16 protein-coding genes are annotated in these 18,753 nt (G+C 36.5%); 15 read left to right on the top strand and 1 reads right to left on the bottom strand.

Annotated elements, in window-relative coordinates:
• Positions 1-88 precede the first annotated feature (88 nt).
• The 3 genes from pfkA (at position 89) to ABH957_RS16525 (ending at position 3,482) form a co-directional block, all read left to right on the top strand.
• Entirely contained in the window at positions 89-1,048 is a 960-nt protein-coding gene (pfkA, locus tag ABH957_RS16535) for a 6-phosphofructokinase (protein ID WP_002034288.1), read from the top strand.
• Positions 1,049-1,101: 53 nt separating this feature from the next.
• Positions 1,102-2,859: a pyruvate kinase gene (pyk, locus tag ABH957_RS16530; protein ID WP_002088940.1), complete on the top strand. Its 1,758-nt coding sequence runs from the start codon at positions 1,102-1,104 to the stop codon at positions 2,857-2,859.
• A 233-nt stretch (positions 2,860-3,092) separates the two neighbouring features.
• Positions 3,093-3,482, top strand: a complete 390-nt coding sequence (locus ABH957_RS16525) for an FxsA family protein (protein WP_002088939.1) — start codon at positions 3,093-3,095, stop codon at positions 3,480-3,482.
• 474 nt (positions 3,483-3,956) lie between these two features.
• Here the strand turns inward: ABH957_RS16525 and ytvI are convergent, their stop codons facing one another.
• On the bottom strand, positions 3,957-5,075 hold the full coding sequence (gene ytvI / locus ABH957_RS16520) for a sporulation integral membrane protein YtvI (RefSeq protein ID WP_002129361.1): 1,119 nt from the start codon (positions 5,073-5,075) through the stop codon (positions 3,957-3,959).
• 420 nt (positions 5,076-5,495) lie between these two features.
• Here ytvI and ABH957_RS16515 point away from each other — a divergent pair, with 420 nt between their 5' ends.
• The 12 genes from ABH957_RS16515 (at position 5,496) to coaE (ending at position 18,687) form a co-directional block, all read left to right on the top strand.
• Positions 5,496-5,957: a DUF441 domain-containing protein gene (locus ABH957_RS16515; protein ID WP_000625507.1), complete on the top strand. Its 462-nt coding sequence runs from the start codon at positions 5,496-5,498 to the stop codon at positions 5,955-5,957.
• Between the two features lie 386 nt (positions 5,958-6,343).
• Entirely contained in the window at positions 6,344-7,492 is a 1,149-nt protein-coding gene (gene citZ / locus ABH957_RS16510) for a citrate synthase (protein WP_404491717.1), read from the top strand.
• Between the two features lie 160 nt (positions 7,493-7,652).
• Positions 7,653-8,945, top strand: a complete 1,293-nt coding sequence (gene icd, locus ABH957_RS16505) for an NADP-dependent isocitrate dehydrogenase (protein WP_002088934.1) — start codon at positions 7,653-7,655, stop codon at positions 8,943-8,945.
• Positions 8,946-8,964: 19 nt separating this feature from the next.
• Entirely contained in the window at positions 8,965-9,903 is a 939-nt protein-coding gene (gene mdh, locus ABH957_RS16500; protein WP_002131240.1) for a malate dehydrogenase, read from the top strand.
• 216 nt (positions 9,904-10,119) lie between these two features.
• Entirely contained in the window at positions 10,120-10,593 is a 474-nt protein-coding gene (locus tag ABH957_RS16495) for a MaoC/PaaZ C-terminal domain-containing protein (RefSeq protein ID WP_002015489.1), read from the top strand.
• 95 nt (positions 10,594-10,688) lie between these two features.
• Positions 10,689-10,925, top strand: a complete 237-nt coding sequence (locus ABH957_RS16490) for a hypothetical protein (RefSeq protein ID WP_404511825.1) — start codon at positions 10,689-10,691, stop codon at positions 10,923-10,925.
• Between the two features lie 164 nt (positions 10,926-11,089).
• Positions 11,090-11,809: a two-component system response regulator PhoP gene (gene phoP, locus ABH957_RS16485; protein WP_002129355.1), complete on the top strand. Its 720-nt coding sequence runs from the start codon at positions 11,090-11,092 to the stop codon at positions 11,807-11,809.
• Positions 11,802-13,565 (top strand): sensory box histidine kinase PhoR, encoded by a 1,764-nt coding sequence (phoR, locus tag ABH957_RS16480; RefSeq protein ID WP_002167588.1) that lies wholly within the window; start codon positions 11,802-11,804, stop codon positions 13,563-13,565. The genes phoP and phoR overlap by 8 nt, the downstream gene beginning before the upstream one ends.
• Before the next feature lie 284 nt (positions 13,566-13,849).
• On the top strand, positions 13,850-16,483 hold the full coding sequence (gene polA, locus ABH957_RS16475) for a DNA polymerase I (RefSeq protein ID WP_002138586.1): 2,634 nt from the start codon (positions 13,850-13,852) through the stop codon (positions 16,481-16,483).
• Between the two features lie 12 nt (positions 16,484-16,495).
• Complete coding sequence (gene mutM / locus ABH957_RS16470; RefSeq protein WP_002015480.1) at positions 16,496-17,326, top strand: DNA-formamidopyrimidine glycosylase; 831 nt, start codon at positions 16,496-16,498, stop codon at positions 17,324-17,326.
• Between the two features lie 72 nt (positions 17,327-17,398).
• Positions 17,399-18,031, top strand: a complete 633-nt coding sequence (ytaF, locus tag ABH957_RS16465; protein WP_404511823.1) for a sporulation membrane protein YtaF — start codon at positions 17,399-17,401, stop codon at positions 18,029-18,031.
• 53 nt (positions 18,032-18,084) lie between these two features.
• Positions 18,085-18,687, top strand: a complete 603-nt coding sequence (coaE, locus tag ABH957_RS16460) for a dephospho-CoA kinase (RefSeq protein ID WP_002088924.1) — start codon at positions 18,085-18,087, stop codon at positions 18,685-18,687.
• Positions 18,688-18,753: the final 66 nt, after the last annotated feature.

Below are 18,753 nucleotides of genomic sequence, written 5' to 3'. Positions count from 1 at the left end.
ATGAAAAGACACATCTTCTCCATTGTGTTTTTGTATTTTTTCGTGTTATTTTATTATAAGGCAAATAATCTTTATGAGGTGAGTACAAATGAAACGTATTGGTGTATTAACAAGTGGTGGAGATTCACCTGGTATGAATGCTGCCATTCGTGCAGTTGTTCGTAAAGCGATTTTCCATGATATTGAAGTATATGGTATTTACCATGGATACGCTGGTTTAATTTCTGGTCATATTGAAAAATTAGAACTTGGTTCTGTTGGCGATATTATCCACCGTGGTGGTACAAAATTATATACAGCAAGATGTCCTGAGTTTAAAGACCCAGAAGTACGACTAAAAGGAATCGAGCAATTAAAGAAACATGGTATTGAAGGACTTGTCGTTATTGGTGGAGATGGTTCGTACCAAGGCGCAAAAAAATTAACTGAGCAAGGATTCCCATGTGTAGGTGTACCAGGTACAATCGACAATGATATCCCTGGAACAGACTTCACAATTGGTTTTGATACAGCTTTAAATACTGTTATTGATGCAATTGATAAAATCCGTGATACAGCTACATCTCATGAACGTACATATGTTATCGAAGTAATGGGACGTCACGCTGGAGATATCGCATTATGGGCTGGTTTAGCTGATGGTGCAGAAACTATCTTAATTCCAGAAGAAAAGTATGACATGGAAGATGTTATCGCTCGTCTGAAACGCGGTAGTGAACGTGGTAAAAAGCACAGTATTATCGTTGTAGCTGAAGGTGTTGGAAGTGCAATTGACATCGGTAAGCACATTGAAGAAGCAACAAGCTTTGATACTCGTGTAACTGTATTAGGTCACGTACAACGTGGTGGATCACCAAGTGCACAAGACCGTGTATTAGCTAGTCGTCTTGGCGCAAGAGCAGTTGAATTATTAATTGCTGGTAATGGCGGACGTTGTGTTGGTATTCAAAATAATAAACTTGTTGATCATGACATTATCGAAGCGTTAGCTCAAAAGCATACAATCGATAAAGATATGTATCAATTATCTAAAGAATTATCTATCTAATTGGCTTAATGCCTTGTATTTGGGAACGGTTTCATAATTTTCGGAGGTGCAATATGCGTAAAACTAAAATTGTATGTACTATAGGTCCTGCTAGTGAAAGTATTGAGAAATTAGAGCAATTAATGGAAGCGGGTATGAACGTTGCTCGTTTAAACTTCTCTCATGGTAGCCATGAAGAGCATGGAGCTCGTATTAAAAATATTCGTGAAGCTTCAAAGAAAACTGGTAAAACAGTTGGTATCTTACTTGATACAAAAGGTCCAGAAATCCGTACACATGACTTCGTAGACGGACAAGCTGAGCTTGTAACAGGTGCAGAAGTAATTCTTTCTACTGAACAAGTATTAGGAACTGCAGAGAAGTTCTCTGTATCTTATGCTGGTCTTTATGATGATGTTGATCCAGGTTCTCGTATTCTAATCGATGACGGTCTTATCGAACTAGAAGTAATCGAGAAAGCTGACGGAAACATCCGTACAAAAGTATTAAACAGCGGAACTGTAAAAAATAAAAAAGGTGTTAACGTACCAAACGTAAGCATTAAGCTTCCTGGTATCACTGAAAAAGACGTGCAAGATATCGTTTTCGGTATCGAGCAAAAAGTTGATTTCATCGCAGCATCTTTCGTACGTAAAGCATCTGACGTATTAGAAATTCGTGAATTATTAGAAGGGCATAACGCTCAATACATCCAAATTATACCAAAAATCGAAAACCAAGAAGGTATCGACAACATCGATTCAATCTTAGAAGTTTCTGACGGTTTAATGGTTGCTCGTGGTGATATGGGTGTAGAAATTCCACCAGAAGAAGTACCATTAGTACAAAAACGTCTAATCAAAAAATGTAACGTATTAGGCAAACCAGTTATTACTGCAACACAAATGTTAGATTCTATGCAACGTAACCCACGTCCAACTCGTGCGGAAGCAAGTGACGTAGCAAACGCAATCTTCGATGGCACAGATGCAATCATGCTTTCTGGTGAAACTGCAGCGGGTCAATACCCAGTAGAATCAGTAACAATGATGGCGAACATTGCAGTACGTGTTGAAAAATCATTACAATACGAAGATATGTTCAAAAAACGCATTAAAGAGTTCACTCCAACAATTACAGATGCAATTAGCCAATCTGTTGCGCATACAGCACTTGCTCTTGATGTAGCTGCAATCGTAGCTCCAACAGAAAGTGGACATACTGCGAAAATGATCTCTAAATACCGTCCGAAATCTCCAATCGTAGCTGTGACATCTGACGAGCAAGTAGGACGTCGTCTTGCACTTGTTTGGGGTGTTCAAGCATTTATGTCTGAGAAACGTGCAGCTTCTACTGACGAAATGTTAGATACAGCAATTCAAACAGGTATGGATGCGGGTCTAATCGGACTTGGAGATACTGTAGTAATCACTGCTGGTGTACCAGTTGCTGAAACTGGTACAACAAACTTAATGAAAATCCACGTTGTTGGTGAAAAAGTTGCTAAAGGGCAAGGAATCGGTCGTAAATCTGCAAAAGGTAAAGTAGTTGTAGCGAAAACAGCTGCTGAAGCTGTAGCGAACGTAAACAAAGGTGATATCCTTGTTACGACAAGCACTGATAAAGATATGATTCCTGCAATTGAAAAAGCTGCTGCTCTAGTTGTAGAAGAAGGCGGTCTAACAAGCCATGCAGCTGTTGTAGGTGTATCAATCGGTATTCCTGTTATCGTTGGTGTAAACGGCGTAACAACAACTTTAAAAAATGGCCAAGAAGTAACAGTTGATGCAGCACGCGGAATTGTTTATAATGGACATGCGGAAGTGCTATAAGAAGTAATACGGAGAGAAGGATCGGAGTCCTTCTCTTTTTTTTTACACAAAAAAGGATAGAGATAGCTTTAAATACCTGAAATCGCTTTGAAAAACGTTTATTATAATGTTTAGCGGGAAGAGGGTTATTTGTCCTTTGTGAAGCTTGTATGAGCGTTTTAAGGGGCTTATAAGGGGGTTTGCAAGGGTGATAATTTCAAACCTTTTAAATGAAATATGAAGGAGTGCGAGCTATGAAGTGGTTACTGTTCTTGCTTATTTTAGTGCCGGCGATTGAGATTACGGTGTTAATAGGATCGAGTCATGTAATAGGTTTATGGTCTACGTTCGCTATGATTGTATTTACGGGTATTGTAGGTGTATATTTGGCGAAACGACAAGGGTTTAAAGTACTTAGAGAGATTCAATTTAGGTTAAATAGAGGAGAAATGCCGGGTGATGCGGTTCTAGATGGTATTTTTATATTCGTAGGAGGTATTCTTTTAGTACTGCCTGGATATGTGACGGATATAATAGGTTTTATCTTTGTTGTTCCTATAACGAGGGCTTTATTGAAGCCGGCTGTTATGAAGTGGATTGATTGGAAATTTAGAAAGAGAACTACTATTATTGTTCAGAAATAACGCGTAGATTATAGCGATCTACGCGTTATTTTTTTATTTGCTATTTATAGTCAATTGTTAGCTTCCTGCTCGGGTTGGATTTTTGTTAGTTATTAAACGATAGGATGCAGAGGGTTCTTGTGAATGAAAAGTGTTACATTAGGATGATGTTTTTTGCTTGTAGTAAGATTCGACTAGTGAGCAGAAGTTAGACAGGAGAAGAAAAATTACTGATTAAAGGGTTCATCTGCCTCGTTTTGTATATTTATTCGTTTACATAAAAAGTAATAAATGTAAGTAATAATTATAAAATATATAGAATAAAAATGTATTTTCGTCCTAAAATATGCGTTTTTATGCAAAAAAATAAGAGGATTATCCTTTTTTAGGAAATTCTCTTATAGATGTAGGTAGTACAAAAAAGTACAGTGAGTAATCAGTGGGAATTTCCCACTGATTACAGTTGATTTTTTATTGTGTATGAATTAGGAAATATTATTTTGATGGTGAACCCTTAATGAATTTCCATAAGTCGTGGAATACATGAGCTTTGTGTAATGTATTAAGTAGTACTAATATGACTGGACCGATGATTAATCCTAAAAAACCAAAGAGCTTAAAGCCGACAAATAGAGCGATGAGTGTCGCTAATGGATCTAGTCCAATATTAGATGAAAGTACTTTTGGCTCCATGATTTGTCTTTGGACAATCACGACGATGTATAGGATGAGAAGACCGATGGCGAATGCAGTATCGCCTGTGAAAAATACGTATATAACCCAAGGAACGAATACGGCTCCAGTTCCTAAATACGGGAGTAAATCTACAACCCCTGTAATAATCGCGATAGTAATTGCGTATGGCACGCGTAATATTAAAAGGCCGATTAGTACAATGATAGTTGTCATAGATACGAGTGTAAGTTGCGCTTTAACAAAACCAAACAAAGCTTTTCTTAAATCGACAAAAATAGTTTTTCCGTATCCATGCAAACGATTAGGTAGAAGTTTTCTTACTTTATGAGCAAGACGGTGCCAATCGTAACTAATGAAGAAGGTGGCTAATAAGACGAAGACAAGGACAGTTAAAGTTGTTGGTAATGCACTAATGAAATTTGTTAACCCACTTATAATGGCGGTTAAAAGTTCTTTCATTTGTGTCGTTGCTTCGGTGCCTAAGTTTTGAATGTTTTGTGTAATAGTGTATCGCTGTGGTTCTCCGAGATGATTAAATTTAGAGATTAAATCATCATAGAGAGGCATAATATGATTAAGTGCAAATTGTTGGGCGAATGCAACGATATCTGGAAACTTAACTGTAACAATTTGTAGTAAGTACGTTGTGGCAGATATTGCTTCAGTTACAAGGTATGTAACAAGTCCAACGATAGCTCCGAATACGAGAATTAAGCTAACGAGTACCGCTAATGCGCGAGGGAATTGTAGTTTTTGATTAAGGAAATTGACGACAGGATTAATCAAATAAGCGAATGCAAAAGCGATAATAAAAGGGTAGATAAGACCTGACATGTACAGCAATGCATAGAACCCAACTACCGTTGCTACAATGACAAATATGAGTCGTAATATCATATATAGTAAGTTTCGGTTCAAAGATGTATACCTCCCATTCCAATTTGGATTATCCTAATTCGTTCAACTTATAACTAGTGAGATTCACTGATCAAAGTTTCACTTTATGTTATAGTGGAATGATGGATTTTTCCTGCTTTTTCAATATATGAGTGACCGGAAAAGCTTGGTGTTGATGCTTCTACTATATGGTAAAAACTTCATTTTCTCTTCTTTTTATTTTACCTGTTTCTTAATAGAAAAGAAAGGAGAGACGGCCGTTTCTAAAAATGTATACATGCTTAAATTTTTGATGGTTAGAGTTTCAGTTTGTCATTTTAAAATATGAAAAAAATGAAGTGGTTATTGTTGCATATACATCGATATAGCATGTATAACGATAAGTTTAAAGGTATTTTTGTTTGGAAGCGAGTTCATTATTTTCAGAAAGGAAGTGAAAACATGATTAGTCAGTCAACGTTATTTTTATTCATACTACTTATTATAGGACTTATTGCTAAAAACCAATCGCTTACTGTAGCTATTGGAGTGTTATTCTTATTGAAATTTACGTTTTTAGGAGATAAAGTCTTTCCTTATCTACAAACGAAAGGGATTAACCTTGGTGTAACAGTCATTACAATAGCAGTGCTCGTACCAATTGCGACAGGAGAAATAGGCTTTAAACAACTCGGAGAAGCAGCGAAATCGTATTATGCATGGATTGCTTTAGCCTCAGGTGTGGCGGTCGCTTTGTTAGCGAAAGGCGGCGTACAATTATTGACGACGGACCCACATATTACAACCGCACTTGTTTTTGGGACAATTATAGCTGTAGCTTTATTTAATGGAGTCGCTGTAGGTCCATTAATTGGGGCTGGAATTGCCTATGCAGTTATGAGTATTATACAGATGTTTAAATAAGGAATTTTATAGTAATATAAAATTTTTGAATTCTTTCTGTTCACAAAAGTCAGATAATTGTTTATAATAGGATTAGAAACTTTGAAAAGTTACATAACAGCAGAGACTTTACACCAGATAAAATAAAAACAACATAAAACAATTTTATAATGATATTGTTTTATGTTGTTTTTATCATAAACTCTTCGGAATTCATTTTCCTCACTAACTTGTTGTTCTGAGCGTGAGGATTCGGGGAGACATTCACGCTCATGCTTTCCATTTAAGCAATGGACAATAAGAGGGGAACATCGCAATAAATTTGCATGAACGTGCATTTTGCTTGCCTAAAGAGTGAACGAGCGTTCATAATTTATAAGGGGAGCAAATAGATATAAGGAGCAAGGTTGGGAGAATTTTCAGGAAAAGGAGAGAATGTCATGACTGTTATTCGAGGTTTAGAAGGGGTAGTAGCAACAACATCATCTGTGAGCTCTATTATTGATGATACATTAACTTATGTTGGGTATAATATTGATGATTTAGCTGAGAATGCTACGTTCGAAGAAGTAGTGTACTTATTATGGCACCGCAAGCTTCCTAACGAAAAAGAACTAGCGGAATTTAGTGGAACAGTATCTGAATACTATAAAGTACCAGGTGAGATTTTAACATATTTGAAACAAGTAGATTTAAAAATCGCGCACCCGATGTCGGTTTTACGAACTGCGATTTCCATGCTATCATTATATGATGATAGCGCTGAAATAATGGATGGAAAGTCTAATTATTTGAAAGCGGTTAAATTACAGGCTCAAGTCGGAACTTTAATTGCGGCTTATGCAAGAATTCGCAAAGGTTTAGATGTTGTTGAGCCAAGAAAAGATCTATCATTAGCTGCAAACTTCTTGTACATGTTAAATGATCGTGAGCCAAATGAAGTTGAAATTGAGGCTTTTGATAAGGCACTTGTACTTCATGCCGATCATGAGTTAAACGCTTCTACATTTACTGCACGTGTTTGCGTAGCTACACTTTCAGATGTGTATTCTGGTATTACAGCAGCAATCGGTGCATTAAAAGGTCCTCTTCACGGTGGGGCAAATGAAAATGTAATGAAGATGTTAACTGAAATTGGCGAAGAAGAAAATGTAGAATCATATATTCATAATGCTCTTCAAAATAAAGTGAAAATTATGGGATTTGGTCATCGCGTATATGAGCATGGTGATCCACGCGCGAAACACTTACGCGAAATGTCTAAGAGATTATGCGTGCTTTTAGGAGAAGATAAATGGTATAATATGTCTATCAAAATTGAAGACATTGTAACAAAAGAAAAAGGTCTTCCACCAAATGTTGATTTCTATTCAGCTTCTGTATACCATTGTTTAGGAATTGACCATGACTTATTTACACCTATCTTTGCAATTAGCCGTATGTCAGGCTGGTTAGCTCATATTCTAGAACAATATGAAAACAACCGTTTAATCCGTCCGCGTGCTGATTATGATGGACCGACACATCAAGTGTACGTTCCGCTAGCGCAACGATAAGCGAAAAACACTATTTTGATAGTGAAAATACGCTTTCAAAAGTCTGATTTTTTTGGGAAGATGTAATGATTAGAATATTTAAATTTGAATAACGGTTTGAACTGAGGGGTTATTCCCTCAGTTTCATACATATGAAATTTCAAACATGGGGGTTATCACATTGACGACAGGTGAAAAAATTACTGTAACTAATGGTGTTATGAATGTACCAAACAATCCGATTATTCCATTTATCGAAGGAGATGGAATTGGTCCTGATATTTGGGCTGCAGCATCTCGCGTAATAGAAGCAGCAGTTGAAAAAGCTTATGATGGTGAGAAGAAAATCGTTTGGAAAGAAGTGCTTGCAGGGGAAAAAGCATTCAACCAAACAGGCGAGTGGTTACCAGAAGAGACTTTAAATTTAATTCGTGAATATTTAATCGCAATTAAAGGTCCACTTACAACTCCAGTTGGTGGTGGTATTCGTTCTCTAAACGTTGCGCTTCGTCAAGAATTAGATTTATATGTATGTCTACGTCCAGTTCGCTATTTTGAAGGTGTTCCTTCACCTGTAAAACGTCCGGAAGATACTGATATGGTTATTTTCCGTGAAAATACAGAAGACATTTACGCTGGAATTGAATATGCACAAGGTTCTCCAGAAGCAGAAAAAGTTCTTGCTTTCTTAAAAGAAGCAATGGGTGTTAATAAAATCCGCTTCCCAGAAACATCAGGGATTGGTATTAAACCAATTTCAGAGGAAGGGACAAAGCGTCTTGTTCGCGCTGCAATTCAATATGCAATTAACGAAAAACGCTCTTCTGTTACATTAGTTCATAAAGGAAACATTATGAAATTTACAGAAGGTGCTTTCAAAAACTGGGGTTACGAAGTAGCGGAACAAGAATTCGGCGACAAAGTATTTACTTGGGCTGAATATGATCGCATTGTTGAAAAAGATGGAAAAGATGCAGCGAATAAAGCGATGGCAGACGCAGAAGTGGCTGGGAAAATCATCGTAAAAGATTCTATTGCAGATATCTTCTTACAACAAATTTTAACTCGTCCACGTGAGTTTGATGTTGTTGCAACAATGAACTTAAACGGAGACTACATCTCTGATGCACTTGCTGCACAAGTAGGTGGAATTGGTATTGCACCTGGTGCAAACATTAACTATGTGACTGGACATGCTATCTTTGAAGCTACACATGGTACAGCTCCAAAATATGCAGGTTTAGATAAAGTAAACCCATCTTCAGTTCTTCTTTCTGGTGTATTATTATTAGAGCACTTAGGATGGAACGAAGCTGCGAATTTAGTAACTGATTCAGTTGAGAAAACAATTGAATCAAAAGTAGTAACTTATGATTTCGCACGCTTAATGGAAGGTGCAACAGAAGTGAAATGTTCTGAGTTCGCTAATGAACTTATTAAAAACATGGATGTAGCGATAATCAAAAACGCATAATTAAAGCGGGGGGTAAATTATGACAATCAAACGCAAGAAAGTTTCAGTCATCGGTGCAGGATTTACAGGAGCAACAACAGCATTCTTATTAGGACAAAAAGAACTTGCAGATGTTGTATTAGTGGACATTCCACAGCTGGAAAATCCAACAAAAGGGAAAGCGTTAGATATGTTAGAAGCGAGCCCAGTACAAGGTTTTGATGCTAACATTATTGGTACATCTGATTACGCAGATACTGCTGATTCTGACGTTGTCGTTATTACAGCAGGTATTGCGCGTAAGCCTGGTATGAGCCGTGATGACTTAGTAGCAACAAACTCTAAAATTATGAAAAGTATTACGCGCGACATTGCAAAACATTCACCAAATGCGATTATTCTTGTATTAACAAATCCAGTTGATGCAATGACATATTCTGTATTTAAAGAAGCAGGATTCCCGAAAGAGCGTGTTATCGGTCAATCGGGTGTATTAGATACAGCTCGTTTCCGTACATTTATTTCACAAGAGTTAAACCTTTCTGTGAAAGACATTACAGGATTTGTTCTTGGTGGACATGGTGACGATATGGTACCTCTTGTACGCTATTCCTATGCAGGTGGCATTCCGTTAGAAACATTAATTCCAAAAGAGCGTTTAGAAGCAATCGTAGAACGTACACGTAAAGGTGGCGGTGAGATTGTAGGCTTATTAGGAAACGGTAGTGCATATTACGCACCAGCAGCTTCTTTAGTTGAAATGACAGAAGCGATCTTGAAAGATCAACGCCGTGTATTACCAGCTATTGCGTACCTTGAAGGTGAATATGGTTATAGTGACCTTTACTTAGGGGTACCAGTAATTCTAGGTGGTAACGGAATTGAAAAAATTATTGAATTAGAACTTCTTGCAGATGAGAAAGAAGCGTTAGATCGCTCTGTAGAATCTGTACGTAACGTTATGAAAGTTCTTGTTTAATAATTAAATATAAGTGGAAAAAGATTCGGGGCCCCGAATCTTTTTCTACTATATATTGAAATGTTTTTTTGAAATAATATGAAAACGCTATCATTTGGTGTATCCTATAATGAAACTATAGACTTATACTATACATTGCCCTCATCACAGTAAATTTCGGATAAGGTATCGCTTTTAGTAGGATAATAAGGTGAAAAAATCGGAGGGGGTTGTAACATGTTAAAGAAAAAAGTTCAAATTGGTCGTAGAATGGATGAAATTACAGTAGGAGAGAAATTATCTATCACTGAAAAAATTGAGGATAAAGATTTGTTATTGTACTTAGGGTTAACGAATGATGCCAATCCATTATATATTCAGCATGATTACGCATCCCAAACTCCGTATGAAAAGCCGATTGTCCCAAGCATTATGCTAACGGGACTGATTACAACGGCGGTTACGAAATATTTACCAGGTCCAGGCAGTCATATTACTAGGAAGGACCTTACGTTCGTGAAACATGTTCACCATTATGAAACGTTACAAATCCACTTTGAAGTTGTGGCTGTTTCAGAGGAGGAACATACAATTGATATGCTTGTATTTGCTCATGATGAAAAAGGAGAAACTGTTGTAAAAGGTTCATTAACAGTAACACCACCTTTTAAATCTGTTTCCATTATGGAAAAAGCATTAGATAATTTTTAAAAAATGAAAGTTAGAATGATATAAAAGTAGCGTTAGTCATATTCTTATTAAGGGTATGCTAGCGCTACTTTTTGTTTGGAAAGGGTGATATAACTGTGAAATGGGAGAGGGAAGACATTATTTTTGAAACGATAAGAGAAGCTGAAGTATGGGCCGATTCAATCGCGAATGAAATGTACGGGAAAGTATTTGATGGATATGAAACACCAGATTATAAAATAGCGTATGCTCTTTCGTTTTTCCTAGCGCAAAATCGAGAGTTTATAGTTCATACGGAAAAAGAGTTTAAAAAAGATAGATGCATCTATAAAGTTTGGATAGCGACCGGATAGAGGGAATGAAGTTACGATTGCTTTTATTTTCCGAAACTCTAGTACAAACGAGCTCCATAAATAGACAATTATATTGAGGGAGACCTTGTTTTCTAGTATGATGAGAATAACGGGGAAAATACTAGGATGAAGAAGGTTTCAAGTCTATAACTTGGAGGAAAAGAATGAACAATCGTATTTTAGTAGTTGATGATGAGGAATTTATCTTAACTTTAATTGAATTTAATTTACAACAAGCTGGGTTTGAAGTTATTACAGCAATGGATGGAGAAATGGCGCTTCAAAAAGCGACTACAGAACGCCCAGATTTAATTATATTAGATTTAATGCTTCCAAAAATGGATGGTATGGAAGTTTGTAAAGAATTACGATTGCAGCGTATTATGACGCCGATTTTAATGTTAACAGCAAAAGATGATGAATTTGATAAGGTGCTAGGTCTTGAGCTTGGGGCTGATGATTATATGACGAAGCCATTTAGTCCAAGGGAAGTTGTTGCTCGTGTGAAGGCGATTTTGCGCCGTACGAAATTACAGCAGGAAGAACAAGTTTCAGAATCGCCAGATGAAGAGAGCATCAAAATTGGAGAGCTTAAAATTTTACCGGAGTTTTATGAAGCGTACTTCCAAGGAAGGAAACTGGAATTAACACCGAAAGAATTTGAGTTACTTGTTTATCTTGCGAAAAATAAAAGTCGTGTATTAACTCGTGACCAATTATTAAGTGCTGTATGGAATTATGATTTTGCCGGTGATACAAGAATTGTTGATGTCCATATTAGCCATTTGCGCGATAAAATTGAACAAAATACGAAAAAACCGACGTACATTAAAACGATACGTGGTTTAGGTTATAAATTAGAGGAGCCAAAAGTGGATGAATAAGTTTCGTTCCAGGCTTCTTTTTACATTTGTTTCTCTTATCGTTTTTATTTTAGTTGGACTAGGTGTATTATTAGAAACTGTATTTGAAAACTACTATATAGATCATGCTAAAGAGAGAATGATAAAAGAGACACAGTATGTTGCGGTATTAGCAGAAGAGCAAGGGTTTGATGCTGTTTTAAAAAAGCCTTATGTATTTGAAAAGTTAGAAGAAAAAATACCAGCTTCTATTATATTTGTTGATGAAAAAAAGAAAGTTCAATATAGCGGAGGGCAACCATCTGCATTTAATCAAGAGATGATTAAAGAACTTTCTTCTGAAGCAGCAAAACAACGAAGTAAAGTGATTACGCAAGAAACAGATCAAAAGAATGAATTTTATCATGCGGTGTTCGTTCAAGATCTAGCAGGAAAACAAGGATATATTTTGGTGAAAAGTACAATTGAGCCATTGAAAGACGTACATCAAAAAACGTGGGGATTATTAATTATAGGATTTGTTATCGCTTGTCTCGTAGTCGTATTTTTAGGTATGAAAATTACGGGGCAATATATTAGGCCGATTGAATCGGTTACGAAAGTTGCCATTGAATTAGCGAAGGGAAATTATAAAGCACGCGCTTATGAAAGTCATTCGGATGAAACAGGGATGCTGAGTAAAGCGATTAATATTTTAGCTCGTAATTTACAAGAGATGACTCTTGAGCAGGAAATGCAACAGGATCGTCTGCATACGTTAATTGAAAATATGGGAAGTGGAATGATTTTAATTGATAGCCGCGGTTATATAAACCTTGTAAACCGTTCTTATAAGGAAACTTTCCACGTAACAGATGAAGAATATTTAGATCGCTTATATTATGAATCATTTCACCATACAGAAATTATTGAGCTTGTGGAAGAAATCTTTATGACAGAAGTGAAAGTGCGTAAACAAATGTTATTGCCGCTTGGAATTGAGCGAAAGCATTTTGAAGTATATGGAGCGCCGATTATCGGGACGAACCATGAATGGAAAGGTATTGTTCTTGTGTTCCATGACATAACAGAGTTAAAGAAATTAGAACAAATGAGAAAAGACTTTTTAGCGAATGTTTCTCATGAACTAAAGACGCCAATTACTTCTATTAAAGGTTTTTCAGAAACGCTCTTGGATGGGGCTATGGATAATAAAAAATTCTGCGAACATTTCTTACATATTATTTTAAAAGAAAGTGAACGCATGCAAGGATTAATTGAAGATTTATTAGACTTGTCAAAGATCGAGCAACAAGGGTTTAAACTAAATATGGGGACCGTTGATATGAAGGAACTTCTTGAAGATATTCATATGGTGCTTGATAATAAAGCGGGAGAAAAAGAAATCTCTTTACAAGTGAATGCATTGAAACGAGTTTCCGTTATTGGAGATCCAGGCCGCTTGAAACAAATCTTTATTAATTTAATTAATAACGCGATTGTATACACACCGGCTGGAGGCGTTGTTTCTGTTGAATTGGCAGAAGATAAATATAATGCTTATATAAAAGTATCTGATACTGGAATTGGTATTAGTAAAGAGGAAATTCCGCGTATTTTTGAACGCTTTTACCGAGTGGATAAAGCAAGAAGTAGAAATACGGGTGGAACGGGTCTTGGTTTATCAATTGTAAAACATTTAGTTGAAGCGCATCAAGGTACGATTACGGTGGATAGTGAGGTTGGGGAAGGAACAACATTTACAGTTGTTTTACCAAAATCAGCTACTGAAAAATAGGATGAAGGATATTTACAATATATTAACAATGGCTTAATTAAATATTAATAAAGCTCTGTTAATATAATATATGAAAACCCCTTCATCCAAGGAGTAATTTTGGACGAGAGTAGTTATGCTATTCTCGTCACTTCCCTTTATGCCAATGTAAGTCTGTTTATATATGATAGAAAAAAACCGTTATTTTTCTTCTCTCTATTAGTCATGTTAATATAGAGAGAGGACAGGAACGGTTTTTTTCTGTGGGAAAAATCGTTTCAAATATGTATGGGGAGGTTTGTAGTTTGGAAAAAAAAGTCGTATTAGTAGATGGTAATAATATCGCGTATCGTGCTTTCTTTGCACTACCGCTTTTAAATAACGACAAAGGTATACATACGAACGCAATTTATGGTTTTACAATGATGTTAATGAGGATACTAGAGGAAGAAAAACCGACGCATATGCTTGTGGCATTTGATGCGGGGAAAACAACATTCCGTCATAAAACGTATAGTGATTACAAGGGAGGGCGTCAAAAGACTCCACCTGAGTTATCAGAGCAATTCCCGTTTATTCGTGAGGTGCTTGATGCATTCAATGTACCGCGTTATGAGCTGGAAAATTATGAAGCGGATGACATTATGGGAACGTTAGCGAAAGAAGCGAGTGAGCAAGGGTTTCATGTTAAAGTTATTTCAGGAGATAAAGATTTACTGCAACTTGTTTCAGATAATACACTCGTATGTATTCCTCGCAAAGGGATTACGGAAGTAGATGAATATACGAAAGAAGCTTTATTTGAGAAATATAGCTTATCACCAAAGCAAATTATCGATATGAAAGGTTTAATGGGAGACCAATCGGATAACATTCCAGGTGTACCAGGTGTTGGTGAGAAGACCGCCATTAAATTATTAACGCAATTTGAAACGGTAGAAGCAGTATATGAAAACTTAGATCAAGTGAGTGGAAAGAAATTAAAAGAAAAGTTAGAAGCGAATAAAGAACAAGCTCTTATGAGTAAAGAACTTGCGACTATTATTACAGACGCACCGATTACTGTGCATGTAGATGATATGGAATATAAAGGGTATGAACCAAGCGATTTGATTCCAATGTTCGAGAATTTAGGATTTACATCCCTTTTAAATAAGTTAGGTGTTACGCCGGAGGAAACGGCTCCAGCTGAATTAGATGATATTACATTTGATATTGTAGAAGAAGTTACAGAAGAAATGCTTCAGCAAGATAGTGCGCTTATTGTTGAAGTGCAAGAAGATAATTATCATAAAGCCGATATTCAAGGTTTTGGTATTCAAAATGAAAATGGTTGTTACTTCATTCCAGCCGATGTTGCTCTTAAATCGGATGCTTTTAAAGAGTGGCTTGCAAATGGAGAAATGAGAAAACATACATTTGATGCGAAGCGTGCTATCGTTGCCCTCAAGTGGAAAGGTGTAGATATTCAAGGAATTGACTTTGATTTATTAATCGCTGCTTATTTACTTGATCCAGCTGATACGGATAAAGATTTCCGTACTGTAGCGAAAATGAAAGAAACGCATGCCGTAAAATCAGATGAAGAAGTTTACGGAAAAGGTGCGAAGCGTGCTGTTCCGGAGCTAGAGGTAGTAGCGGAGCATATAGCTCGTAAAGTGCATGTATTATATGATGTAAAGCAAACGTTCTTAGAAGAATTAAAAAAGAACGAGCAATATGAATTATTTACGGAATTAGAATTACCACTTGCACGTGTATTAGCTGATATGGAAGTGAAAGGTGTAAAAGTTGATACGGAGCGTCTTCGTAATATGGGAGAAGAACTTGCAGGTAGATTAAAGGAAATGGAACAGGAAATTTATAAGCTTGCGGGAACAGAATTTAATATTAATTCACCGAAGCAACTTGGGGTTATTCTGTTTGAGAATTTAAATTTACCAGTTATTAAAAAGACGAAAACAGGTTATTCTACGTCGGCGGATGTATTAGATAAACTTATGGATCGTCATGAAATTATTCCAAATATTTTACATTACCGTCAATTAGGAAAGCTAAATTCAACGTACATTGAAGGTTTATTGAAAGTTGTACATGAAGATTCATCTAAAATCCATACTCGTTTTAATCAAGTGTTAACGCAAACAGGTCGATTAAGTTCAACAGATCCGAACTTACAAAATATCCCGATTCGATTAGAAGAAGGAAGAAAGATTCGTCAGGCATTCGTTCCATCAGAAGAAGGATGGATCATGTACGCGGCTGATTATTCACAAATCGAACTTCGTGTGCTTGCTCATATTGCAAATGATCCAGGGTTAGTTGAAGCGTTCCAACATGACATGGATATTCATACGAAAACAGCTATGGATGTATTTGGTGTTGGGAAAGATGAAGTAACATCTAACATGAGACGACAAGCAAAAGCTGTTAACTTCGGAATTGTGTATGGTATTAGTGATTATGGTCTTTCGCAAAACTTAGGAATTACAAGAAAAGCAGCAGCGGAATTTATTGAAAAGTATTTAGAAAGTTTCCCTGGTGTACAAGAATACATGGATGAAATCGTAAAAGATGCGAAACAAAAAGGATATGTGGTTACATTATTAAATCGTCGCCGTTACATTCCGGAAATTACGAGTCGTAATTTCAATTTACGTAGCTTTGCTGAGCGTACAGCTATGAATACACCAATTCAAGGTAGTGCGGCTGATATTATTAAAAAAGCGATGATTATTATGGCAGATCGTCTAGAAGAAGAAGGATTACAAGCACGTCTTCTTCTGCAAGTACACGATGAATTGATATTTGAAGCACCAAAAGAAGAAATTGAAAAATTAGAGAAGCTTGTACCTGAAGTAATGGAGCATGCAATTGAACTAGCCGTTCCATTGAAAGTTGATTATTCTTACGGTCCAACTTGGTACGATGCGAAATAAGGACGTGATGAAATGCCGGAATTACCAGAGGTTGAAAACGTTAGACGGACGCTTGAAAATCTTGTAACAGGAAAAACGATTGAAGATGTCGTTATTACTTATCCCAAAATAGTAAAACGACCGGATGATGCAGAAATTTTTAAAGAAATGCTAAGAGGCGAGACAATTGAAAATATAAAGCGAAGAGGAAAGTTTTTGCTTTTATATGTAACGAATTATGTCATTGTTTCACATTTGCGCATGGAAGGTAAGTTTTTACTTCATCAAGAGGATGAGCCGATTGATAAACATACGCACGTCCGTTTCTTATTTACAGATGGAACTGAATTACATTATAAAGATGTGAGGAAGTTTGGTACGATGCATCTCTTTAAGAAAGGTGAAGAGTTGAATCAAATGCCTCTTGCTGACTTAGGCCCGGAGCCATTTGATGCTGAATTGACACCGCAGTATTTACAAGAAAGATTGCAAAAAACAAATCGTAAAATAAAAGTCGTATTATTAGATCAGCGTCTTTTAGTAGGGCTTGGAAATATATATGTAGATGAAGTGTTATTCCGTTCTCAAATTCACCCAGAACGAGAAGCTGCATCTTTAACAGAAGAAGAAATAGAAAGAATTTACGAGGCGATTGTTACAACGCTGGGCGAAGCTGTTAAGCGAGGCGGAAGTACAATTAGAACGTATATTAATTCACAAGGACAAATTGGTTCGTTCCAGGAACTTCTAAATGTATATGGGAAAAAAGGAGAACCGTGTGTGACTTGCGGTACGCTATTAGAAAAAACGGTTGTTGGCGGAAGGGGAACACATTACTGCCCAATTTGCCAACCTAGAATATAGAAAAGGGATAACATCGGATAGGCATTTGTCATATACATAGAGCAGAGCTATGTATAAGGGAGGAGCTTACCGATGTACCTTTATTTATCTCTTATTTTATTAGCTTTTACATTAAGCTTAGATAGCTGTAGTGTAGGGCTAACATACGGGTTAAGGAGCGTAAGAATTCCACTAAGATCAATTATAATTATCGGGATCTGTTCAGCAGCTGTAATGCTCGTTTCCATGGGAATTGGACATATGATCGCGAAAATATTTTCACCTGTTATCGCAACGCGTATCGGCGGATTTGTTCTTATTGGAATAGGTATTTGGGTATTATATCAATTTTTTCGAAGTGATAAAAAAGAAGAACCGAAGCAAGAGGAGAAGGTTTGGAAACTAGAAATTGCTTCGCTAGGGTTAGTGATTCAAATTTTGCGGAAGCCGACTGTTGCGGATTTTGATAAATCAGGAACTATCTCTGCAGGAGAAGCGCTACTTCTCGGTATCGCTCTTTCTATAGATTCGTTTGGTGCTGGAATTGGTGCATCTTTATTAGGTTATGCACCCGCGATGATGGCGGCATTAGTCGCGATTATGAGTTCTTTATTTTTATTTATTGGAATGAAGCTCGGTACGATTTTATCAAATATGAAATGGTTACAAAAATTTACATTCCTGCCTGGGGTATTACTCATTATTATTGGAATTTGGAAAATGTAAGTATGGGCGTGGAACATTAGTTTCGCGCCTTTAATATTGTGAGGAGGATTATTATGACAGTAGTAATTGGATTAACAGGAGGCATTGCAAGCGGAAAAAGTACGGTATCAGAAATGTTTCGTGAAATGAGTATACCGGTTATTGATGCAGATATTATTGCGCGAGAAGTTGTAGAACGAGGAAAACCGGCATATAACAAAATTGTAGAGGTGTTCGGAACGGAAGTGTTACAAAAAGATGGAGAGCTTGATCGACCAAAGCTTGGGAGTGTCGTTTTTTATAATGAAGAAAAACGATTGCAGTTAAACGAAATTGTTCATCCTGCAGTGCGTGAAGAAATGAATGCACAAAAGGAGATGTACATAAAAGAAGGTATGCAAGCGGTTGTGTTAGATATCCCCCTTTTGTTTGAAAGTAAATTAACAAATCTCGTTGATCGTGTTTTAGTTGTAGCAGTCACACCGAATACGCAATTGGAACGTTTAATGAAACGAAATAACTTTTCAGAAGAAGAAGCAACGGCTCGTATTCAATCTCAAATGCCATTAGAAGAAAAAGTAAAGAAGGCAGATGAGGTGATTTATAATGATGGCACAATTACTGGAACGAAAACACAATTAGCTTCTATTTTGAAAGAATGGAACATTATTGATTAAAAAATTGTGAAATTAATGAAAATGCTTAGTGACATATCTCCTTTTTGTGTTATACTATTATTGGGA

It is taken from the genome of Bacillus sp. RC242, assembly GCF_044908245.1.
Classification (GTDB): domain Bacteria; phylum Bacillota; class Bacilli; order Bacillales; family Bacillaceae_G; genus Bacillus_A; species Bacillus_A mycoides.
The sequence above is the reverse complement of the archived record's forward strand: the minus strand, read 5'-3'. Positions and strand labels throughout refer to the sequence as shown.